This is a genomic window from Lentzea sp. NPDC058436 (assembly GCF_042721515.1).
GTDB lineage: Bacteria > Actinomycetota > Actinomycetes > Mycobacteriales > Pseudonocardiaceae > Lentzea.
In genome coordinates, this window is the sequence record NZ_JBHXLF010000001.1 from 1170265 (window position 1) to 1190626 (window position 20362).

Consider the following 20362-nt stretch of genomic DNA (forward strand, 5'->3'; position numbering starts at 1 on the left):
ATGACTGAAGCTCCATCATTGTTGATCATGGAGTGGTGGGGAAGGGTGAGCAGCCGTGGATCGTTTCCGGCGATCTGTGGGAGCGAATCGAGCCGTCGTTGCCCCGGTGGGAGTACGCGCTGCCCAAGCTTGGCCGCAAGCGCATCCCGGACCGGCTTGTCCTGCAAAGCATCCTGTTCGTGCTGCACACCGGCATCCAGTGGGAGTTCCTGCCTCAGGAGCTGGGATTCGGATGCGGAATGACGTGCTGGCGGCGCCTGGCCGAGTGGAACGAGGCCGGAGTGTGGCAGCGGTTGCACGAGGTGTTGCTGGCCGCGCTGAATGCGGCGGGCAGGCTGGACTGGTCGCGTGCGGTGGTCGACAGCTCGCACGTGCGGGCGGCGCGGCGCGGCCCAAAAGCGGCCCAGCCCGGTCGACCGCGCCAGGCCGGGCTCCAAGCACCACGTGATCACCGAGGGCGGCGATATCCCGACGGCGTACAAACTGACCGGAGGCAACGTCACCCAGCTCCTCCCGCTGATCGAGGCGATCCCGCCGGTACGGGGCAAGCGCGGGCACCCTCGCCGCCGGCCCGACGCGCTGTACGCCGATCGTGCCTATGACTTCGATAAGCACCGCAAAGAACTGCGCGCCAAGGGCATTGATCCCCAGAATGCGCAGCGAGGAACCGATCACGGCTCCGGGCCCGGCACAGTCAGGTGGGTCGTGGAGCGCACGATCGCCTGGTACCACAGCATGAAGCGGCTGCGTGTCCGCTGGGAGCGCCGCGACGACATCCACGAAGCGTTCCTCGGCTTGTCAACCTGCATCACCTGCTACAGGCACACCAAGATCCTTTGATAGGAACTCTTAGCCAACTCAGGATGTCACCTATCGGTGCAGCAGACTCATCGACCCTAGGCGCTCGTTCGGTGGAACATGACCAATGATGACTACAAGACCTGCCTGAGGGCGAAGCTGAAGTCGCTCGATGCCGGTGCCGAGTCTGGTGTGCCGGGCAGCGCTTCTCCGGTCGATCTGGGGGCGCGTGCTTAGTGTTGGGTATGACGATGCGTATGTCTGGACCTGTGCCAACTGACGAGATCAGGCGGTTGGCCACCCCGGAGCTTGCCCTGCGATTGCTGGCGAGCCTGGGAACCGGCGAGGTGAGCGCGAACAGCACCTTGCGGGGTGCTGAGCAGGCGTTCGAGCACAATCAGGAGCCGGACGTGATCGAGTTGCTGGACCGGCTCTCGGATGCCTGGGCGTGGTTGGAGGCGCATGGGCTGATCGGGCCGAGTGCCCGCAACACGGCTTCTGCGTGGCAGCGGCTGACTCGCGCCGGGCATGAGGCCAAGGCTGATGCCGCTGCCCTGACCAGGTTGTGGGCCGGTGACCGCCTGGCGGGCTCTCTGCATCCGATCCTGGAGGAGCGGGTGCGCCCCATCTTCAACCTCGGCGACTATGAAACCGCGTGTTTTGCGGCGATGAAGACGGTCGAGGTCGAGGTGCGTCGGATGGCTGGTTTGGAGAACTCCGTTATCGGTGTGGACTTGATGCGCCAGGCGTTCAGGCCCGAGGCGGGACCTCTAGCGGACGTTGACGCTCACAAGGGTGAGCAAGTGGCGATCATGGAGCTGTTCGCCGGAGCGATCGGGGCTTTCAAGAACCCTTCCAGCCACCGCACTGTGCACTTCGATGATGCGATCGAGGCGGCCGAGGTAGTGCAAACAGCCGATCTGCTGCTGCGTCTACTGCAGCGAACGGCCCGCCGCAGTAAGGGACTGGAACCTGATCGGAATCAAGGATGGCTAACGCCCAAGGGGTAGCCAGCACCGTCCCTCCTGTTCGGCTGCATCGATCTTTGCGATGAGCGCATCCGACAACGTCATTCGTCCGTCGAAGATTGCGATCAGGTCTTGGGCGTCAAGGAGGATCAGGTTGTTGCGAGACCCGCGGGCCACGTTGGCGAGGTGATCAAGGGTGTTGTCGTCGAAGCTGGCCATTGCAACGAACAGGCCGCGCGTGCTGTCCAGCTTCCCGTCGACGTTGAACTTGAATTTCGCTAGATCGCCGAACGTTGGCGGGTGCTCCGAGGACGGGGAAGTTGGTGTAGATCGCCGGGCCGGTTTCGAGCAGCAGCGGTTTGCGAGATGGTCCGACGACCTTCAGTCGGACCACTTCGCCACTGCTCGCCCACCAGGGCGCTGCCCAGCATGTTGGGGAACCGCGTGCCTGGCTCGCCCGGCCGGTCGGCGCGGGCGTTTCGCAGGTACCAGGCCTGGCCAACATCGCCTTGGACCCACACATCGTTGAAAGCTCGCTGACCACCACGGGGCCGAGCATCTCCGGACGGATCGTCCACTGAGTACGGCAGAGCGATGTCCCTTGCCAACAGGACAGCCCAACGAAAAGGCCCGGATTCCTTGCGGTTGATGACAATCTCCAGGTTGACGGGCCACGCCTGGCCCGGATGGAAGTCCAGTGTGAGATCCATGGTCAAGCTGACCTGGACGTCTACATCAGTAGTCAGCAGCGCCAACTGGCCGCCGTCGACCTCGGGCAAGCCTCTTGGTGACCCCTGTTTGAAGGTCTGGTAACCGAACAAGAGTGCGGCGATCGCCAAGCCGCCCACCAGAATCGGCAGGCTGAATCGGACCCACGGGCGCGCCATCCGGATCCCTCCCTGCGAGATCGAGGTGCCACTACATCGCGGGGTCGCAGGCCAGTGTGACTCTCCGATCGCGGTTCCTTACCAAGTCGTGACCCAGGACTCCAGCACGGCCTGCACGACCGGTACACGCGGGGTGGAATGCCGTAACGCCCCGAACAATGCCGCGATGGTCTCCGCAGGTTCGGACATTGGAGGCAGGGGTGCGGAAAAACCGCGGGCGGTTGATCCGCATCAGCTGGTGGGGCGGCGCGGGACTGGGGGTGCTGAGCCTCGCCTGGTTTCTCGCGGCCGACGGCCTCGACATCGGTGATCAGCGCGCCAGCATCGTCGGTGCGGTGCTGGCCGCGTCCGCCCTCGCGCTGTCGTTGTTGTTGCGGCAGGGCGACGCCGACGAGAAGAACAGGGTGTCTCGGCAGGAGTTGTTCGCGCGCCACCTCGGCACGTTGCTGGACGAGCAGGCGAGCCAGGAGGACTGGCAGGACGAGAAGTATTCGGAGCTCGAGGCCGAGGTCGAACTCGAGGGCGGGCAGCGACGCCGGTGGTACTCCGGGCGCAGGACCGACGCACTGCGTCGGGTCGGATCGTTGTCGAAGGCGTTACGCACCAGCACCGAGCGGTTGATCCTGCTGGAGGGGCATCCCGGTTCCGGCAAGAGCATCGCGCTGCGGCACGTCGCGTACCAGCTGGCACTGGACGCGCGGCGCAGCTCTTCGAGCGACGTCGCCATCGCGTTGTACGTCAACCTGAAGTCGTTCCGGCCGCAGCGTCCGGTGACCTCGGCTGCGGTGCGCGACTACGTGCGGGACGCGGTCAACCCAGGCCCGAGCGCCGACGTCGACAACTACCTCGATCAGGAGTTCGCGCGGCGGATGGTGGAGGGCACCTGGCTGTTCCTCTTCGACTCCTTCGACGAGATTCCCGACATCCTGAGTTCGACGGAGGCTGACGATGCGGTGAACGAGTTCGCCGCCGCGATCTCGGAGTTCCTCAGCGCGTGGACCAACTGTCGCGGCGTGCTCGCTTCCAGGGAGTTCCGCGGTCCGGGGCGGCTGGGGTGGCCGAGATTCCGCATCCTCCGGCTGACACTCAAGCGGCGAGCCGCTCTGGTCAGGCGGTTCCGTTTGCGTCCCGAGGTCGAGCGCAAGCTGTGGACCGGCCTCGGCAAGGTGCGTCCCGAGGACGAGGACCGTTATGAGACCCCGCTGGCCATGAACCTGCTGTGCTCGTATCTGCGCGACACGCAACGGTTTCCCGAGAACCCGCACGAGGTGATGGAGAGGTTCGTCGTCAGCCGGGTCGAACGCGACAAGGTTCGGCACGCGCAAAGGTTCGGCCTGCAAAGCGATTTCGTGCTTCGCCTCGCCGAGGAGTTCGCCTTCGCGATGGTGGCCCTCGGGCTGCGTGCGGACAAGACCGTCCTGATCGAGCGTGCGGTCGAGAGCGGGGTCGGCAGCGTCGATGACGTGACCAAGGGCGTCACCGCGCTCACTTACTCCAAGCTCGCACACACCGAGAACCTGGGCGGCGTGGAGGAACTCACGTTCGCGCACCGCCGGATCCAGGAGTACTTCACGACGAGAATTCTCCTGCGAGAGTCCGACCGCGTGCTGGTGGACAAGCTGCTCAGCGACCAGAACTGGCGTGAGGCGGTGGTCACCATCCTGCAGACACATCCGAAAGACAAGCTGGACGCACTCGTTACGACGGCCGGATCGCTTGTCACCGCGAAGCTTCCGCCCGCGGACGCGACGACCTACCAGTGGCCGGCGGGACTGGACTACCTGCTGCAACTGCTTACTGCGGGCCTGCGTCACCGCGCCGCGATGCTCGGTCCCACCGTGATGGGACAGCTGTCCAAGTTCTTCGCGCGGACCTGGCGGGAAGGCAGGCGCCACGAGAAGCTGTCGGTGCTCGAAGCCCTGCCCCTCACAATGTCGAAGCGCCAGCATTCGTTGCTCAGCAACGCTTTCTCGTCCGGTAGTCCCATGCTCCGCGAGGAGGCCTACCGCCAGCTGGGTGGTCTGCCGAAGGTGCCGGACGATCTCGGGCGATACGTGCGTCGAGGTCTCGTGTCCCAGTGGCTGACCGGGGCATTGCGCCGCCCGCAGCTGGAGACCGTGCGCGCGTGGGTGCGCCGCGCAGACCCGGCTGGGAAACTCGCGCGAACTCTGCGCCTGCTGCTGGTAATCCCGCACGTGGACGCGGTGCTCGCCTTGGCCATCGCAGGGCTCGCAATCTGGAGGCTGGGCGCGACGATCCCCGGGATGTGGGCGGAAGCTGGCCTCGCGGCCGGCTACGTGGCTGTCTCCCACCTGTCTCTGCTGATGATCGCGACGCATCCACATTACTCGTGGAGTCCGCGGCTTCGGTTGCTGTTGCCGATCCAGGTGGTGCGCAACGCGGTGATGGCTGTGTTCCGGCGAGAGCCTGGGCACTCATACCGTGTGCTGGGCCTGCTCGTGCGAATGTCGCTGTTGGTTCCCTTCGCATTGCTCGGCGTCAAGGATCCCAGTGCTGTTGGGGCACTCGCCATTTCGGCGCTGTTGCTGTTGTGGCCGCTGTCGGCGTTGCGCGCTGTGGTGAACGACCGCGTGCCGCACGTTGCGCTGTTGCCGTTGCTGCCGGCCGTCAATGGACAGCGCCACCTCGTGCGTGCGGGGGTTGCTTCCGGACGAGCGGTCGCCGCAACGGGTAGGGGCCTCTACCGCCGCCGCACAGGAATCTGGGAGACCCTGAAAGGCCTCTGCTACGTCGTGGCTGGCGTAGCGCTGTTCACAGGTGGGTTCGCGTTGATCGGAATGGGGCTGTCGTTCCTTGTCAAGTGGGTCAAAGGCTCTGGCAGTTCGTCGGCCGCGACTCCGACGACAACGACCACCACCACGTCCAGTCCCAAGGAGGAGACGCCGTCGTGGACGAACGATGTGGACTGGCCGCTCGTCTGGACGATTGTGGGCGGCGTCGTCGCCGTCGTGGTGCTGGTGTTGGTGGTTCGGCATCTCGTGATCGTCATCCGGGACACGAGGGTGGCCCGCGCCGTCGGCCGTGCACTTCCCGAGACGGAGGGTGAGGTCGACGTCGCGCACATCATCAAGATCGTCGAGTCCGCTCGAGGCGACCGCGTGTTGCTGAACTGCATCGCGGAGCTGAGGCGGCGGGGCATGCTGCAGCGGGCCGAGCGCGTCGTGACGTTTCTGAGTGATTTTGCGGCGACCAGCGAGCGATCTCGGACCGAAGCGGGCTGGAGCACGCCGTACAAAGGTGGCAAGCCGCGTATGCGGCTGGCACCGAACTGCGGCCAGGACTTCCGCGACTGGTTCATGAAAGGCTCACTCGGCGCCGACCTGACCAGTGCACGCCGAGAGCGCATCGTCCGCTCGTTGAGCGAGGCGGCGATCGACGAGATCGCTCGCCTGGCGCGGTTGCGGCCAGAGCCTGACGATGTTGCCCCCGCTGTTTGAGCGAGTACTCAAACTCGTTGTCCTCTATTTTGAGCACTCGCCGGGTTGTGGTCGGCGGATGGACAGGCACTGGGTTCATGGGCGGGCTGGCTATCGATGCCGGCATGGCTTCACCAGTGCCAAGCGACGTTCCGACGGCACACCGCGGAACCTCTACGTCCGTAAAGACCACCTGCTTATGGCACTGCCACATCTGCTCGAGCGGACTACTGGCCCCTTGGAGGGCGCGGGGGAGGAGTTGGTCGATCATGTTCGCGACCAGGTTTCTGCAGATTCATTATGACGACCAGTGCCTTGAAATTCGCCCTGCACAACTAACGTTGAAAACTGCGCAACCTGCTCGTCATCTAGTTCAGTCAGGGCTCGCGTTGGATTGGCGCGTTGACTAATCAATGGCCGAAATATAAGTTACCCCACGGGATTCTGTTGAATCCCGTGGGGTAAGAGAATGTCCGAACATGAACCCCCACGCGTAGCAAGCGTGCAACATTCGCGTGTTCATGTGGCCATGGATAGCTCGCCGTCAAATTAGAGGGCCAATCCAAGTGATTTGGCCAATTCTTTCGGCGGGAGCTGAATCGCAATCTCGATCAGCTCTTCTACGTTAGGCCTCGATCGGTTTCCGCAGGGCGGTAGGAATGTCGAACGGGATAGATGTCGATCGGGTCGAGGTTGCGGTGTGAGTGCCCGAATCTCGGCAATGTCAACGAAGGTCTTCTTGAGCCTGCCGTGCATATGCCGAGAAAGGCCGTGGCCGGTCTCGCTGACGGCGATACCAGCCGGACCGGGACGGCTTAAGGACGTCGGAGTTTCCTTTGTCACCCGATTCAAGCAAGGCGGCCACGACACCGCTGACCTGGCGCAGCTGATCAACGAGTATGAACCTGCAGCGGCCGGATGCGCAGGTCAAACCATTGGGCACTGTTTTGGTACCCACAGGCTGCTGGGCTGTGTTGTGGCACTGACAGCCGCTCGGGTCTCCGGCAGTGGCGGTTGGAGGGTTAACGCGCCAGTGGTACGCATGATTTGGACCGTGACGAGTTGACGGTAGTGGAACGGGGGGCGACGTGAACGGGGAGGGTTCAGCTGGCCACACACACAACGAGGTCACCACGTCAGGCCAGTCGCACATCCTGCAGGCCGGCACCGTCGAGGGATCGGTCTATATCGGTGACGCGGCTCTGGCACAGGCTCAGGCCGACGCACTGGCCGTCCACCGCAGGCTCGAAGCAACCTATGACCGGCTGGACGCCACACAGCGCCAGCTGATCGACCAGATCAGGGCTCAGTCGCGGGACCTCGGTACTTCTCCAGGAACCGCAGAGCCGGTGCAGGTCGGATTCCATCCGGCGGATCACAGCTGGGCGTTGTGGATCGCCGACACACTTCGCCATGCCGGATACGCCCCCGTGCTCGTGCCGGTAACCGAGGACGCGCTTAGCGGCACAACGAGAACAGTGGTGGTGCTGAGCGACGACTACCTGGCTGCGGTTGCGATGGCGGCAGAACCGGACTGGTTGCCGGTGCTCGTGAGGAACAGCGCACATGGCGCCCTGCCGGCCCACCATCTCCGGCTGGTCGGCGTCCGCGCGGACCGGGCCGCGTCGTTGCTGGTTGAGGCCGTCGCGGCGACATCAGGGAGGCGGCGGCCGCCTCCTCCGTCGATGCGTGTGCGCGATCTGGACGATCCCGTGCTGTTCGGTGTGCACCCGTCGCCGACGTCGGACTCGCGGGTACCGCGCTACGTGCGGCGCGATGTCGAGAACCGGCTCGAACGAATGCTGGCAGGCAATGTGTTCGTCGTTGTCGTCGGAGACGCCGCCGCGGGCAAGACCCGGATGGCGTACGAGTTCATGCGGGCGAGAATGCCGGATCACTGGTTCGTGGTACCCGATGACGTGACCGGTCTGACGGCTGCGCTCGACCAAGCGGACGCGACCGACGCGTGCGTGGTGTGGCTGGACGAGTTGGAACGCTACCTGGAGCCGGGCGGGCTGACCGCGGCCACCGTGAGTTCGTTGCTGCGCAAGCAGGGCCGGCACCTCGTGATCCTGTCCACCATGAGGGCTCAGGAACACGCGATGCTGAGTCCCCGCTGGGAATCGCGGATCGGCGACGAGCGCGGGCAGTGGTGGCGGTCGGCGCGTGACGTGCTCCGGCTCGCCCACGAGGTGCACCTGGACACCCGATGGTCGAAGGCCGAGCTGGCACGGGCGGCGAGTTCGTCCGACCCGAGGGTCCGTGAGGCGGTTCGGCATGCGGGTTCCTCCGGACTCGCCGAGTACCTGGCCGCCGGTCCGCAACTGCTGGCGGAATGGCGGGACGCGTGGTCCGTCGGCGTCCGGCCACGCGGCGCCGCGATCGTCGCGGCCGCGGTGGACGCCGCTCGGGCCGGTCTGCGCGACGGTGTCGGGATTGATCTGCTCAGACGACTGCACACCCACTACCTGAAAGCACGCGGCGGCCGTGCATTGCGGCCGGAGTCGTTCACCGACGCGGTGGCCTGGGCGACGGAACTCGTTCCCGGTACGAGTGCGCTCCTCGTGTCCGCGGGCAAACGGCGCTACCTGCCGTTCGGCTATCTGATCGACGCGACCGACGGCGACGTGCCCGAGGCCACCTGGCGGACGTTGATCGAGCGGGCGTCTGCGGAGGAGTGCTGGCACGTCGCCCAGTCCGCGTACGCCCGGCGGTTGCTCGACCTCGCGGAGTCGGCGTTTCGGCGTGCGGCGGAAGCCGGCAATCCGGCGGCCGAACTGAGCGTCGCGGACTGCATCGGGGAAGCGGGCAGGCGCCGCGACGCACTGGCGTCGTTGCACATCATCGTCGAGGAACGCACCCGGCGGCTCGGGCCGCGCCACCCCGACGTCCTGGACGCGTTGCGCGCACTCGGCAGCTGGACGGGGCGCGTCGGTGACCTGCGCGGGGCGGTCGCGATCTTCGAGTTGCTGGTGGACGAACGTGCTTCCGCGTTCGGCGCCACCCATCCGGACACCCTCGCGGCCAGGCACGCGCTGGCGAACTGGTGCGGACGGGCGGGTGATCTCCCCACCGCAACCGGCGAGTATCGGCGACTGGTGGACGACCTCGTGCACCTGATCGGCCAGGACGAACCGCAGACGCTCGCCGCCCGGCACGAGCTCGCGAACTGGCTGGGGCGAGCGGGCTGTCAGGAGGAGGCGCTCGCCGAGCACGAGAGCGTGCTGGTCGCCAGGCAACGCGTGCTCGGCCCCGATCACGTGGACACGCTCCGCAGCAGACATCGCACCGCACGGTTCGTGTGCGATGTGCGCGGTCCAGCTGCGGGACTGCCGTTGCTCCAGCAGGTCGTCGTCGATCGGACTCGGGTGCTCGGCGGCAGCCACCCGGATACCCTGCGGAGCAGAGCGCAGTTCGCGCGGTGGACCGGCAGGGCAGGTCGTGCACGGGAAGCCGCGGAGCTCTATCGGCGACTGGCGCTGGACAGCGACCGGACGCTGGGCGCGCGTCATCCCGACACGTTGCGCTACCGCCATCAGGAGGCTCGGTGGGGCGGTGAATCCGGCGACCACGCCCGCGCGGAAGCGATGCTGCGGCGGATCATCGCCGACTGGACCGCGCTGCTCGGCGCACTGCACCCGTACACCCTGATCAGCCGGTACCGGCTCGCGACGTGTCTGCACGATGGTGGCGACCTGCCCGCCGCGATCGACGTGCTCGCGAGCCTGGCCGCCGACGACGACTCCGTGCTCGGTGCCGAGCACCCCTACGCGTGTCATGCCGGGGAACTGCTGGCGAGATGGCAGGATCAGCTCGCCGAACGGTCAGCACAAGGGAGCGGGGATGGAGCCGGGGATCGATGACGATCTCGCGAAGGTGCTCGGTTCTGACGGCCCTGAGGTCAAGCGCTGGGCGGTACAGGTAGGCGCCGAACTGCGTTACGCGGGCTGGGAGGACCGCGGCAACACCGCCGCCAGGCTGGTTGCCGCTTACGTCACGTGGAATCGTCTCGGCGGCACCGGCAGCTTCTCCGGCAAGCTGATCCTGAAGTACATCCCCTTCCGCTGGAAGGAAACCGAGGAACCGTGGCGGACCGCGGACGCTTGGGACGCGGCGGACGAGGCGTTTCGCGACGCTCACCTGGTACGACAGATCCGCGACCCGGTGATGCTGCCCAACGGCGGCTGGCTCATGTTCCTCGACGTCGCGAGCGGAAAGCTCAGCGGGTTGCGGTCGCTGTCCAACTTGCTGGAGAAGAGGGAGTTCGCGCTGCTCGCCGACCACGCTTCGGTGGTCGTCCGGCAGATGCTCGGTGCGTTGGCTCCGGTCGAGGACGCATACCCCACGGTGGCCGGGCTGCTGAGCGAACTGCTCGGCGCCCGCATCGAGCCGAACGGCACCGTGCACAAGTGGTTGCTGGGCAAGGGACTTGTCACCGGCAAGCCCGTCGCCGCCGTCGACGTGCAGGTCGACGGACTGCCGAACCCGGTGTCATTCGTGCTCGGGGGCCTGTCCGCCGGCACGCGGAAGATCCGGGTGCGGTTGACCGGATCGCACCGGGACATGCATCCGGGCAACTGCCTGACAGGCCGGGTGGTCGGCGAGTTCTGGCTGATCGACCAGGCGCGGTTCGCCAGCAGTTGGCTCGCGGCGTTCGATCCGATGTACCTCGTGGTCACGACGGTCGCGCACCTGCTGCCGTCCGATGCCGACCAACGCCGCGATGTGATCCGTCTGCTGGTGGACCCGGAAGCGCCACCGGACCTCTACGTACCCATGCCGCTGCGGGACTTCGTGATCGCTGTCCGGACGGCGTGCGCCGACTTCGGCGCAGAGGGAAACCTCGATGACGAGTGGCAGGTCGAGTCACTGGTCGCGCTCATCGCGGTGGCGTTGATCATGACCGGGCGAAGCCTGATCGACGAGACCGACCGCGAGTGGTTCCTGCACCTCGCCGCGAACGCGGCTGCCAGGTTGACGTCGTTGATCGGAACCGAGGACACCGGAGCCGAGGACAGCGGTGCCAGGAGTTCGGTCGCCGCGGACGGGCCGGTGTTCCGTGACGCCGCCGCGCCCCGCGCTGACGAACCCATCGCGGTTGATCTGCCCGTCCTCCTGCCGTATCTGGTGTCTCGTGGCCAACTGGTGTCACGGATCAAGGAGCTGCACACCGTCCGGCCTGGTCAGGTCGTGGCCCTGCACGGGCCACCTGGCGTGGGGAAGAGCCAGGCGGCCGTCGAGTACGCCCACACGTTCGGTACCGGCTACTCCCACGTCGTGTGGTTCTCCGGCGGCCCCCTGCTGACGGCGCAGTTCGCCGAGTTCGCGCGCGGCCTCGGAATCGCCGCCGAGTCCGTCCCGGACGTCCTGCGCAGCAGGGTGTTCAAGGCGATGCGGGAGTCGGGACAGCGATTCCTGCTCGTCTTCGACGGGGTCGACACCGCCTCCGAAATCCGGCCTTTCTGCCCGTTCTCGCCAGAGGTCGACGTGCTGGTGACCTCTCGTAGTCCACAGTGGACTCAAATGGGGAAGCTGCTGCCGGTGGGCCCGTTCGAGCGCGCCGAGTCGGTCGGACTGCTGGAGTCGATCATCGACCCGGCTGAGGGGACCGACGCGCTGGCGCAGGCGCTCGACGACCTGCCGGCCGCGGTCGCACAGGCCGGCCACTACCTGGTCGGCCTCGCTATGTCCCCTCAACGGTACCGCGAGCAGGTGCTGCGGGAGCCGGAGAGCACACTGGCCAAAGGGCCGCTGGACGACTACGGCGCGCTCGGCTTGGTGTGGGCGACCGCGATCGACCAGCTCCGGCTGCGCAGCCCCAGGGCGGCCGACGCGCTGAACGCCATCGCGTTCTGCGGATCCGCGCCGGTGCCGGTCGAACTCGTGCCCGACGCCGGTGAGGGTCAGCACGAGACGTTCGACGACATCGTCAAGATCTTGACGGAGTCGGGCCTGGTCACCGCATCCGGTGAAACGCTGAGCTGCTACGCACTCCTCCGGTCGTTCGTGCGGAACAGATGCGCGCCCGATCAGGCAGAGGGACTTCGGCTGCTGCTCGGGCGCCAGCTGGTCGACCACCACCCCGGCGACCCGCGCTCCCCGCGGACGTGGCGGCGCTATCACGAACTGTTGCCGCACATCGTCGAAATCGGCCCGTTGCTCGCGCACGGTCGCAACTTCCTGAAGCTCTACCTGGACTCGGTGCATTACCTGATCGTCCAGGGCGACGCGGCGACCGCGATCGGACTCGCGGAGAAGGCTCGAACCGAGTGGGGCGAGGATGACGAGGCGATGGTCGATGTACTCGACCGCATCTCGCAAGCGCACTTCTACCGCGGCGACTACGACACGTCCGTACGGCTGGACGCCGAGATCCTCGACCGGGCACGACGCGCGTTCGGTGAGAACCACCCCGACACGGTGATGGCGCAGAAGCATGTCGCAGCGAGCACCGCGGCACTGTCGCGCGATCCGCGGAACGCCATGGTGGCGTTCGAGCAGATCGTCAACCGCCACGACGACCTGCTGGGTTCGAGGCATCCGGAGACCTTGCGCGCCCTGCACAACCAGGCGCACTTCCTGCGTGCGGCAGGACAACTGGAGCGCGCTCTGGAGATCGATCGGCGGAACTTCCAGACCCTCGGCGAAGTCCTCGGCTCCCACCACGTCGACACGCTCAAGTCCGGCCACGCGTTCGGGCTGGACCTCACGGCCTGCGGCGACCACGAGGCCGCGCGGCAGGTCAACGAGCGGGTGCACGACGCCCTGCTCGAGGTGTTCGGTCCGGCGCACCCGCAGACCGCCCAGTCGGCGATCAGCCTCGCCGACAACCTCCACCGCGCAGGCGAGTTCGAAGCCGCTCGACGGCTGAACGCCGCGGCGCGCGAGACGTTGCTGGCGGCACGCGGCGCTGATCACGGGCTGACGCTCCTCGCCACGCACGGTCTCGCGAAGAACCTGCTGGCGCTCGGCGACGTCGAGCAGGCGGCGTCGTTCGCCGAAGACACCTACGAGCGGCGTGCCCGTCTGCTCGAACCTGACAGCCTCCAGACGGTGCGCAGCGGCAGCCTGCTGGCACAGGTGCTGGAACGCCGCGGCGACGGGGGACGGGCGCGTGAGCTGAAAGCGCGCATGACCGAGCTGCTCACGGCGTCGCACCGGGAGCGGTCGTGATCAGCGGCGCGGTGGGTTGTCCCGCCTGACGACGAACGTCTCCTTGGGGTCGTCGCGCAGGATCGTGTCGAGATCGCCGGGCGGCAGGTTGCGGTAGGCACGCCACTTCGCGCCGTCGAACACCTCGACGTCATCGTCGTCGGTGATCCGCAGGTCGCCGAGCTTGGCGGTCGCGTCGTCGTCCATGTTGGCATCATCTCACCGTGAACGACCGAGAGCCGGGAAGCGGCGAGTCGCCGACGCAGCGACTGCTCATGCGCGCGCAGGAACACCGGATGTCCTATGAACGCACCGGGGATCTTCGCCTGCTGCGGCTTGCGACCACACTCACGTTGTCCGCGGTCAACCGCGCGACAGATGACGTTCAGCGCGGTCATGCGCTAGCGAACTACGCCGCGAACCTGCACTTTCTGATGCACCTGACCAGCAGACGGCTGATGCTGGGAGTCGCCGAACGCCGGTACGCGCAGGCCTACGCGCTCCTGGCCGACGACCACTCCGCGCGCGCCGTCGTCCTGGGCAACCTCCTAGCGATCGCACGGCAGCGGTACCAGGAGACCAAGGACGTCAGGGTGCTCACCGCCGCCATCGATCGGGTGCAGTCGTACCTGGCCGGCCCGGACATCCCGGCGCAGCGCCGGGTGATGCTGCTGTACCAGCTCGGCGTGCTGTGGAGATTCCGTGCGCAGGGCGAGGACAGGATCGCGCACCTGCACCGCGCGATCTCGTTGTTGCTCAGGGCGAACCGCGACAACGGCGAAGAACGGTTCGTGGCCGCGATCGCGAACGCCTTGTCAGCCGCACTGGCGGACCACTTCAACTACACGCATCGGCTCTCCTCGATCGACCGGGCGATCGAGGTGCTCCGCGGCGCGGCGGACGCACTGCTCCCGAACGACCCCGATCGGGTGATGCTGGCCAGCAACCTCGCGACCTATCTCGGCGAACGACTCGAAGCCGCCTTTGCACCCGAGGACCTGGACGAAGCCGTGGCCTGGGCACGGGTCGCCGTCGATCTGGGCAGGGACTCGCGGGACGCGGCGCAGTTCCACCTCACGTTGGGAAATCTGCTGATGCTCCGCTTCCGGGGTGCCGGAGTGCTCGGTGACCTGCGCGAGGCGATCGGCGAGCTGAACACCGGGGTGAACGCAGCCCCGTCACCCGAAGCCGCGGCGACCGTGCTGAACGCCCTGAGTACCGCGCACGACCTGCTCGCACGAACGACCGGTGTGGTCGCCGACCGCCGAGCGTCACTCGAGTTCGCCCGCACCGCGGTCGCGCACGAGAGCAGGCGCGCGGCCACGTACCGGACCAGGATCAACAACCTGTGCCGGGCACTGGCGACGGAGGCCACCGTCCGGGGGAGTCAGGCGTTGATCGACGAGGCGGTGGTACGTCACCAGACGGTGCTCGCGGCAGCACCGGACGGGTTCACCGCCATGACCGATCTGTGGCTGGCAGGGGCCTCGCTGTTGCTCGACCGCAGCCGGGTCGTCGGCAGGGCTGCGGATGCCGTCGCGGCAGCGCGCATGTGCAGGCAGGTGCTCGCCGAGGTCGGCCAGGACACGGACTTGTTCGTCCAGGCCCATGCCGTGCTTGCCCGGTCGATGACGCAGTGGCGTCACCTCGCGCCCGACCGCGTGCTCGACGGCGCGACTCGGCGCAGTTGGCGCGCCGCGTCACGGATCTCGTCCGCCCGCGATCCGAGGCGGGGGTTCGACGTCGCGGTGCAATGGCTGCGCCACGCGGTGGCGGCGGAGTGGTGGGAAGACGGCGTCGACGCCGCACGTGCGGCTGTCGCCAGCCTCGACGCACTGGTCAGAGCGCAGACCACCCGGACAGAGCAGCAAGCCTGGTTGCGCGTCGGCGCGGACCTCGCCGCGCTGGCGGCCGAGTCGGCGCTCGCCTGCGGGAGACCGCGGCTCGCAGTGGAGCTGGCGAACAGCGCGCACGCCCGGCTGCTCGCCCTGGTGTCGGAGGTGGGTCCGGTCACCGATGAAGGAGAGGGTCTTCGCCAGTGCGCGGCGACCGAGCCGATCGTGCTCCTGTGCCCGGGACAGCGCGGCGGCACGGCAGTGGTGGTTCGCGCGGCCGGTGCGGCCACGCGCGTGGAGACGATCACGTTGCCGGGGCTCACGAGCGCCGCGGTCGAGGCGCAGATGACGAAGCTGGACGAACGACTTCGCGCCGAGGGGCTCGCCGAGCGGAGGTTGCGCGACCTGCACGTCGGCCTGCAGGTGTACGGGAAGTGGGCCGGGGAGCACATCTTCCGGCCGGTGACGCGGGGGCTGCCCGAAACGTCGTTCAGCCTCCTCGCCCTCGGTGCGCTAGGCGGACTACCGCACGCCGCGGCGTGGTGGTTCGCTCCGGAGGCCGGGGACTTCGTCGTGCTGCATCAGCGCGCACGGGTCAGACTGCTGCCCAGGGTCGATCCGCGGTACGCGCCGGGTGGGTCGCCCGGCGTGGACGACGGCCTGAGCGTGATCACCCTGTCGGGTTCGCCGATGAGGAACCGGTACCGGCCGGCCGACCTGATGACGGCGGAGACCGCGCTGCTCAGGTCCTGGACCAGGCACCGGACGATGCGGTTGATGGACGACGACCACCATCTGGTGCGCAAGGAGCCGGGCGCGGACGTGCTGCACGCGGCCGGACACTCCACATTGGACACCAGTGGCGCCGAGGGAACGCTCAGGGTGCCCGGCGGTGCGACGCTGACGCTGCGGCGGATTCAGGAGGTGCTGGCACGGCGGCTGGCCGCGGTACCGGAGCTGGTGCTGTGGTCGTCCTGTCAGAGCGCGGGACGGGACGTGCTGCTGCCCGGCGAACATCTCGGACTCGCGGGTCTCGCCCTGGAGATGCGTGCCCGCAGGGTGGTGGCCACGACCGTGCCGGTTCCCGACGACAGCGCGTTCCTGTTCGCGTCCCGGTTCGTGCAGCAGCTCGGCCTCGGGACGCCCCCGGCCGAAGCGTGGCACCAGGCCGTCACGTGGCTCGCCAGTTCCTTGCCTGATGCCATCGTGGCCTGGCTGGGCGAGATCGGGGACGAGCTCGACGACGCGAACGCGGCGGTCGTCGCGGCGCTGCGGGACCGGATCTCGCGGCTGGCCGACGACCAGCCGCCGTACGGGTCGCCGGTGTACTGGGCCTCGTTGTGTTACCTGGGCGCACCCTGAGACAACGTCACGTGACCGGTGCCGAGCAGCACGAGCGCCGCAGGGCGTTTGCTCAAGTTCTCCCTTCCGACTGCCGACATACTCGATCTACCAGTGTTCAGTCCGAGGGAGCAGAGGAAGGTCCGTGCGCAGGGAATCCGCGGCGGTTCGCCTGAAGGAACGAGCGCTCGACCTGATCGAGACGTACGAGTCGACCGGTGACGTGCGCACCCTGCGCCGCGCCGTCAAGGCGTTCCGGGACGCGGCCGCGGCCACGCCGGCCGGACATCCCGACCGGGCCGCGCGCCTGTCGAATCATGGTGCCGCGCTGCAGGCGTTGCACGAGGCGACCGGCGATCCGGAACCGCTGGAGCGCGCGGTCGAGCTGGCCCGCGACGCGGTTGCCGCCGCGGCACCGCACGACCCTGAACGACCGATGTATCTGGGGAACCTGTGTGCTGCGCTGCTCGCACGCCACGGCCTCGACGAGGATCCGGTCACGGTGGAGGCGGCGATCGACGCGGCACGCGAGGCCGTGGCCGCAGAACATCCCGATCAGGCGAGGTACTTCAGCGACCTCAGCGAGGCCCTGCTGCTCCGCTACGCGCACGACGCGGACCTGCCAACTCTGGTGGAGGCGGTCGACGCGGCCAGACTCGCGGTGGACCACGCTGCGCAGGACGATCCCGATCGCGGCACCTACCTGTCGGATCTCGGACTTGCGCTGCGCACCCGCTACGAGCGCGACGGCGTCCGGGAGGCTCTCGAGGAAGCGATCCTGGTGGGGCGAGCCGCGGTCGCCTGTGTCCAGGAGGGCGACGCCAGGACCGGGGTCTACCTCTGCAACCTCAGCGCGACGCTGCTCACGTGGTACGAGAGCACCGGCGAGGAGCCGTTCCTCCACGAGGCGCTGCACACCGGGCGGGCGGGTCTTGCCGTGTTCGCCGCCGACGATCCCGATCGCGCCGCACCGTTGTCGAACGTGGCGGCAGCCCTGCAAGCGTTGTACGAGACGAACGGCGATCATGCCGCGCTGGCCGAGGCGATCGCCGCGAACCGTGCTGCCCTCTCGTTCACCGAACCCGGCGATCCGCTGCACGCCGTCTACCTGACCAACCTCAGCCTCGCACTGCTGAGCGAGCACATCCGGACCGGTGCCGCGGACCTCCTGCGCGAAGGTGTGGCAGCGGCGAGGGCCGCAGTCGCCGACACCGTGCGGCGTCCTGATCGGATCGGGTACCTGACGAACCTGTCGAACGCGTTGCGCGCCCTCTACGAACGCAGCGGAGATGTGGCCGTGCTGCGAGAGGCGGTGAGCGTGAGTCGTGAGGCGGCAACCGCTTCCGAGCCGGACGACCCCGGCCGCGCGGGCAGGTTGGCCAACCTGTGCGGAGATCTGGCCGCGCTGCACGAACACACGGGAAACGTCGGTGCGCTGGAAGAAGCGGTGCGCGTTGGCCGGGAAGCCGTCGCGATCACCGTGGAGGATCATCCGAACCTCGGTGGGCGCCTGCAACAGCTGTGCTCGGCGTTGCGAGCGCTGTCTGAGCGTCGCGGTGACGCGTCCGCGCTGGAGGAAGCGATCGCGGTCGGCAGGGAGGCGGTCGCGGTCACCCCCTTGGTGCATCCGGACAAGGCCATGCGGCTGGCCAAACTCAGCACCGCGTTGCAGTTGCGGTACGTGCGCAGCGAAGACGAGTCGGTGTTGCGGGAGCTGCTCGGGTGTCAACGGGAGATGGTAGCGCTCACCCCGGAAGGCCACGTCGACCGAGCCGGGAACCTGATGAGCGTCAGCCTTACGTTCCAGGCGCTGCAGGCCACGCAGTTCGCCGCGTTCCAAACCGCGGTGCGGGCCGGGAGGATCGCCGAGGACCCCGAGCACCGGCCGGACCTGGACACGCTCGACCGTGCCATCCGGTTCGCGCGCGAGGCACTGGAAAGCACGGCGCCGGACGGTCCCTTCCGCGCCTTGTGCGCGACGGTGCTCGCGGTCGCCTCACACGAGTGGTACCGCCGGACCGGCAGCCGGACGGCCTTGGACGCCGGACTCCGCAACGCCGTGACTGCCTTCGAGACGACGGGTGCGCCGTCTGCGGTCCGTGCGTCGGCGGCCAAGCTCGCGGCCTCGATGGCGGTGTCCGCCGAGAAGTACGACGAGGCGGCGGTGATGGCGGAACAGGCCGTCGAGCTGTTGCCTCAGGTCGCGACCCGCGACCTGGCGTTCGGTGACCGGGTGGACAGGATCGCCGACCTCGCGGGCCTCCCTTCGTCGGTGGCCGTCGCGATGATCGAGGCCGGAAAACCGGAACGCGCGTTGGCTCTGCTGGAGAAGAGCCGTGGTGTCCAGTTCGCGGACGCACTGGACATCAGGAGCGACCTGACCGAGTTGCGGCGCCGCGAACCGCGGCTCGCGACCGAGTTCGACGACCTCCGCCAGGCGATCGGCATCGCCGATCGAGAAACTCCCGGCACCGACTACCAGCAGCTGTCGGACACACGGATCCAGCTGCGCGAACGGTGGCAGGCACTGCTCGGCCGCATTCGCGCCGTGCCGGACATCGAGGGGTTTCTCGTTCCCCCGACTGTGGAAACGCTGCGTACCGCCGCCGAGTCAGGGCCGATCGTGCACCTCATCGCGCACGAGGAACGGGGTTACGCGTTGATCGTCGTGAACGACGCGGACGATCCCGTGCGCGTGGTGAAGCTCGACAACCTGACCGTGGACGCGGCGACGTTGCACGCGGCCGATCTGGACGTGTTCGTGCGGTCAGCCGGCGACGAGGACCGGTCGCAGGACGAGCGCGACGCGGCCCAGCGGGAGATCCTGCGTGTTCTCGGCTGGTTGTGGGACGAGGTGACCGAGCCCGTGCTGCGGCACCTCGGTCACGCCGCGCCCCCGGCGGCCGGCCAGGCCTGGCCGAGGGTCTGGTGGTGCCCGGTGGGGGTCGTGGCGTCGTTGCCGCTACACGCCGCCGGACACCACCTGCGGCAGCCGCACACCGACACTGTGCTGGATCGGGTGATCTCGTCCTACACCCCGACCGTCCGGGCACTGTTGCACGCCCGCGCACCTCGGGGAGAGCCTGATGCCAGGTCACAACGGGTTCTGATCGTGCCGGTGCCGGATGCATCGGAGACCAGGCCGCTGCCCGCCGCCAGGCAGGAAGCGGATCTCGTGCGACAGCTGATCTCGGACGCGACCGTGCTGCCGAGGCGAGGAAAGGCCGTGCTGCACGACGACGTGCTGGCCGAGCTGCCTCGCCACCGGATCGCCCACTTCGCCTGCCATTGTGTCGCCGACTCGGACGTGCCCGGCAACAGCAGGCTGCTCCTGCACGACCACGCCCAACGGCCGCTCACCGTGACGCGGATCAGTGAGCTGCATCTCGCGAACGCAGGCCTTGCCTACCTCTCCGCATGCGGCACGGCGGACACGAACATCGACCACGCCGACGAGGCGACTCACCTCATGGCGGCGTTCCACCTCGCCGGCTACCGAGCTGTGATCGGTTCGCTGTGGCCCGTCAACGACACCGCGGGCGCGGTCATCGCGTACGGCGTGTACTCCCACCTCTCTCAGCGCGGCACTGTCCCACCGGACCCCGCGGTCGCCGCCGAGGCGCTGCACCGGACGGTTCGGCGTAGCAGGGGCGGAGCACGAGATGTGCCTACCAGGTGGGCGGCGCACATCCACATGGGCGCCTGAGAGGCGAGGACGGAGACGCGGACGTCACGGGTGCGAAGATGTGCGGCGTCCCAAGGAGAGGGGATGGGGTGCGTGCCGGTGCGGCTTGGCGATGACGTGGCTGATCTGCTCGACGGTCCTGACGGCGACGATCTTCGCCGATGGAGCACCTCGACCGGCCAAAGGTTCCTCTACGCCGGCTGGGAGGAACGCGGGAACACCACCGCCGCTCTCATCGCCGCTTTCACGGGTCGGCGCA

10 protein-coding genes are annotated in these 20362 nt (G+C 67.8%); 7 read left to right on the forward strand and 3 right to left on the reverse strand.

Going from position 1 to position 20362, the window contains the following annotated elements; translation table 11 throughout:
• Window positions 1-35: 35 nt before the first annotated feature.
• Both ACFWN2_RS04530 and ACFWN2_RS04535 read left to right on the forward strand, forming a co-directional pair.
• A protein-coding gene (locus ACFWN2_RS04530) for an IS5 family transposase (protein ID WP_382424872.1) occupies window positions 36-840 on the forward strand; the annotation gives its coding sequence in 2 pieces (ribosomal slippage) (window positions 36-394 and window positions 393-840; 807 coding nt in all).
• A gap of 227 nt (window positions 841-1067) precedes the next feature.
• Complete coding sequence (locus tag ACFWN2_RS04535) at window positions 1068-1808, forward strand: TIGR02391 family protein (RefSeq protein ID WP_382424873.1); 741 nt, start codon at window positions 1068-1070, stop codon at window positions 1806-1808.
• Here the strand turns inward: ACFWN2_RS04535 and ACFWN2_RS04540 are convergent.
• Together ACFWN2_RS04540 and ACFWN2_RS04545 are read right to left on the reverse strand one after the other, a co-directional pair.
• On the reverse strand, window positions 1791-1985 hold the full coding sequence (locus tag ACFWN2_RS04540) for a hypothetical protein (RefSeq protein WP_382424874.1): 195 nt from the start codon (window positions 1983-1985) through the stop codon (window positions 1791-1793). The genes ACFWN2_RS04535 and ACFWN2_RS04540 overlap by 18 nt on opposite strands.
• Before the next feature lie 59 nt (window positions 1986-2044).
• Window positions 2045-2653: a hypothetical protein gene (locus tag ACFWN2_RS04545; RefSeq protein WP_382424875.1), complete on the reverse strand. Its 609-nt coding sequence runs from the start codon at window positions 2651-2653 to the stop codon at window positions 2045-2047.
• A gap of 200 nt (window positions 2654-2853) precedes the next feature.
• Between ACFWN2_RS04545 and ACFWN2_RS04550 the strand changes: the two genes are divergently transcribed.
• From ACFWN2_RS04550 to fxsT, 3 genes are all read left to right on the forward strand, one after another.
• The gene (locus tag ACFWN2_RS04550) at window positions 2854-6111 is read left to right on the forward strand and encodes an NACHT domain-containing protein (protein WP_382424876.1); all 3258 of its coding nucleotides are present in this window, start codon (window positions 2854-2856) and stop codon (window positions 6109-6111) included.
• Window positions 6112-7178: 1067 nt separating this feature from the next.
• Complete coding sequence (locus ACFWN2_RS04555) at window positions 7179-9953, forward strand: tetratricopeptide repeat protein (protein WP_382424877.1); 2775 nt, start codon at window positions 7179-7181, stop codon at window positions 9951-9953.
• The gene (fxsT, locus tag ACFWN2_RS04560; protein ID WP_382424878.1) at window positions 9934-13263 is read left to right on the forward strand and encodes an FxSxx-COOH system tetratricopeptide repeat protein; all 3330 of its coding nucleotides are present in this window, start codon (window positions 9934-9936) and stop codon (window positions 13261-13263) included. Before ACFWN2_RS04555 ends, fxsT begins: the two co-directional genes overlap by 20 nt.
• Here fxsT and ACFWN2_RS04565 read toward each other — a convergent pair whose 3' ends face one another.
• Window positions 13264-13449 (reverse strand): hypothetical protein, encoded by a 186-nt coding sequence (locus ACFWN2_RS04565; protein ID WP_382424879.1) that lies wholly within the window; start codon window positions 13447-13449, stop codon window positions 13264-13266.
• 17 nt (window positions 13450-13466) lie between these two features.
• Here ACFWN2_RS04565 and ACFWN2_RS04570 point away from each other — a divergent pair, with 17 nt between their 5' ends.
• Together ACFWN2_RS04570 and ACFWN2_RS04575 are read left to right on the forward strand one after the other, a co-directional pair.
• Complete coding sequence (locus ACFWN2_RS04570) at window positions 13467-16439, forward strand: CHAT domain-containing protein (RefSeq protein ID WP_382424880.1); 2973 nt, start codon at window positions 13467-13469, stop codon at window positions 16437-16439.
• A gap of 124 nt (window positions 16440-16563) precedes the next feature.
• A complete protein-coding gene (locus ACFWN2_RS04575) occupies window positions 16564-20124 on the forward strand; it encodes a CHAT domain-containing protein (RefSeq protein ID WP_382424881.1) in 3561 nt (1186 codons plus the stop codon).
• Window positions 20125-20362 lie beyond the last annotated feature (238 nt).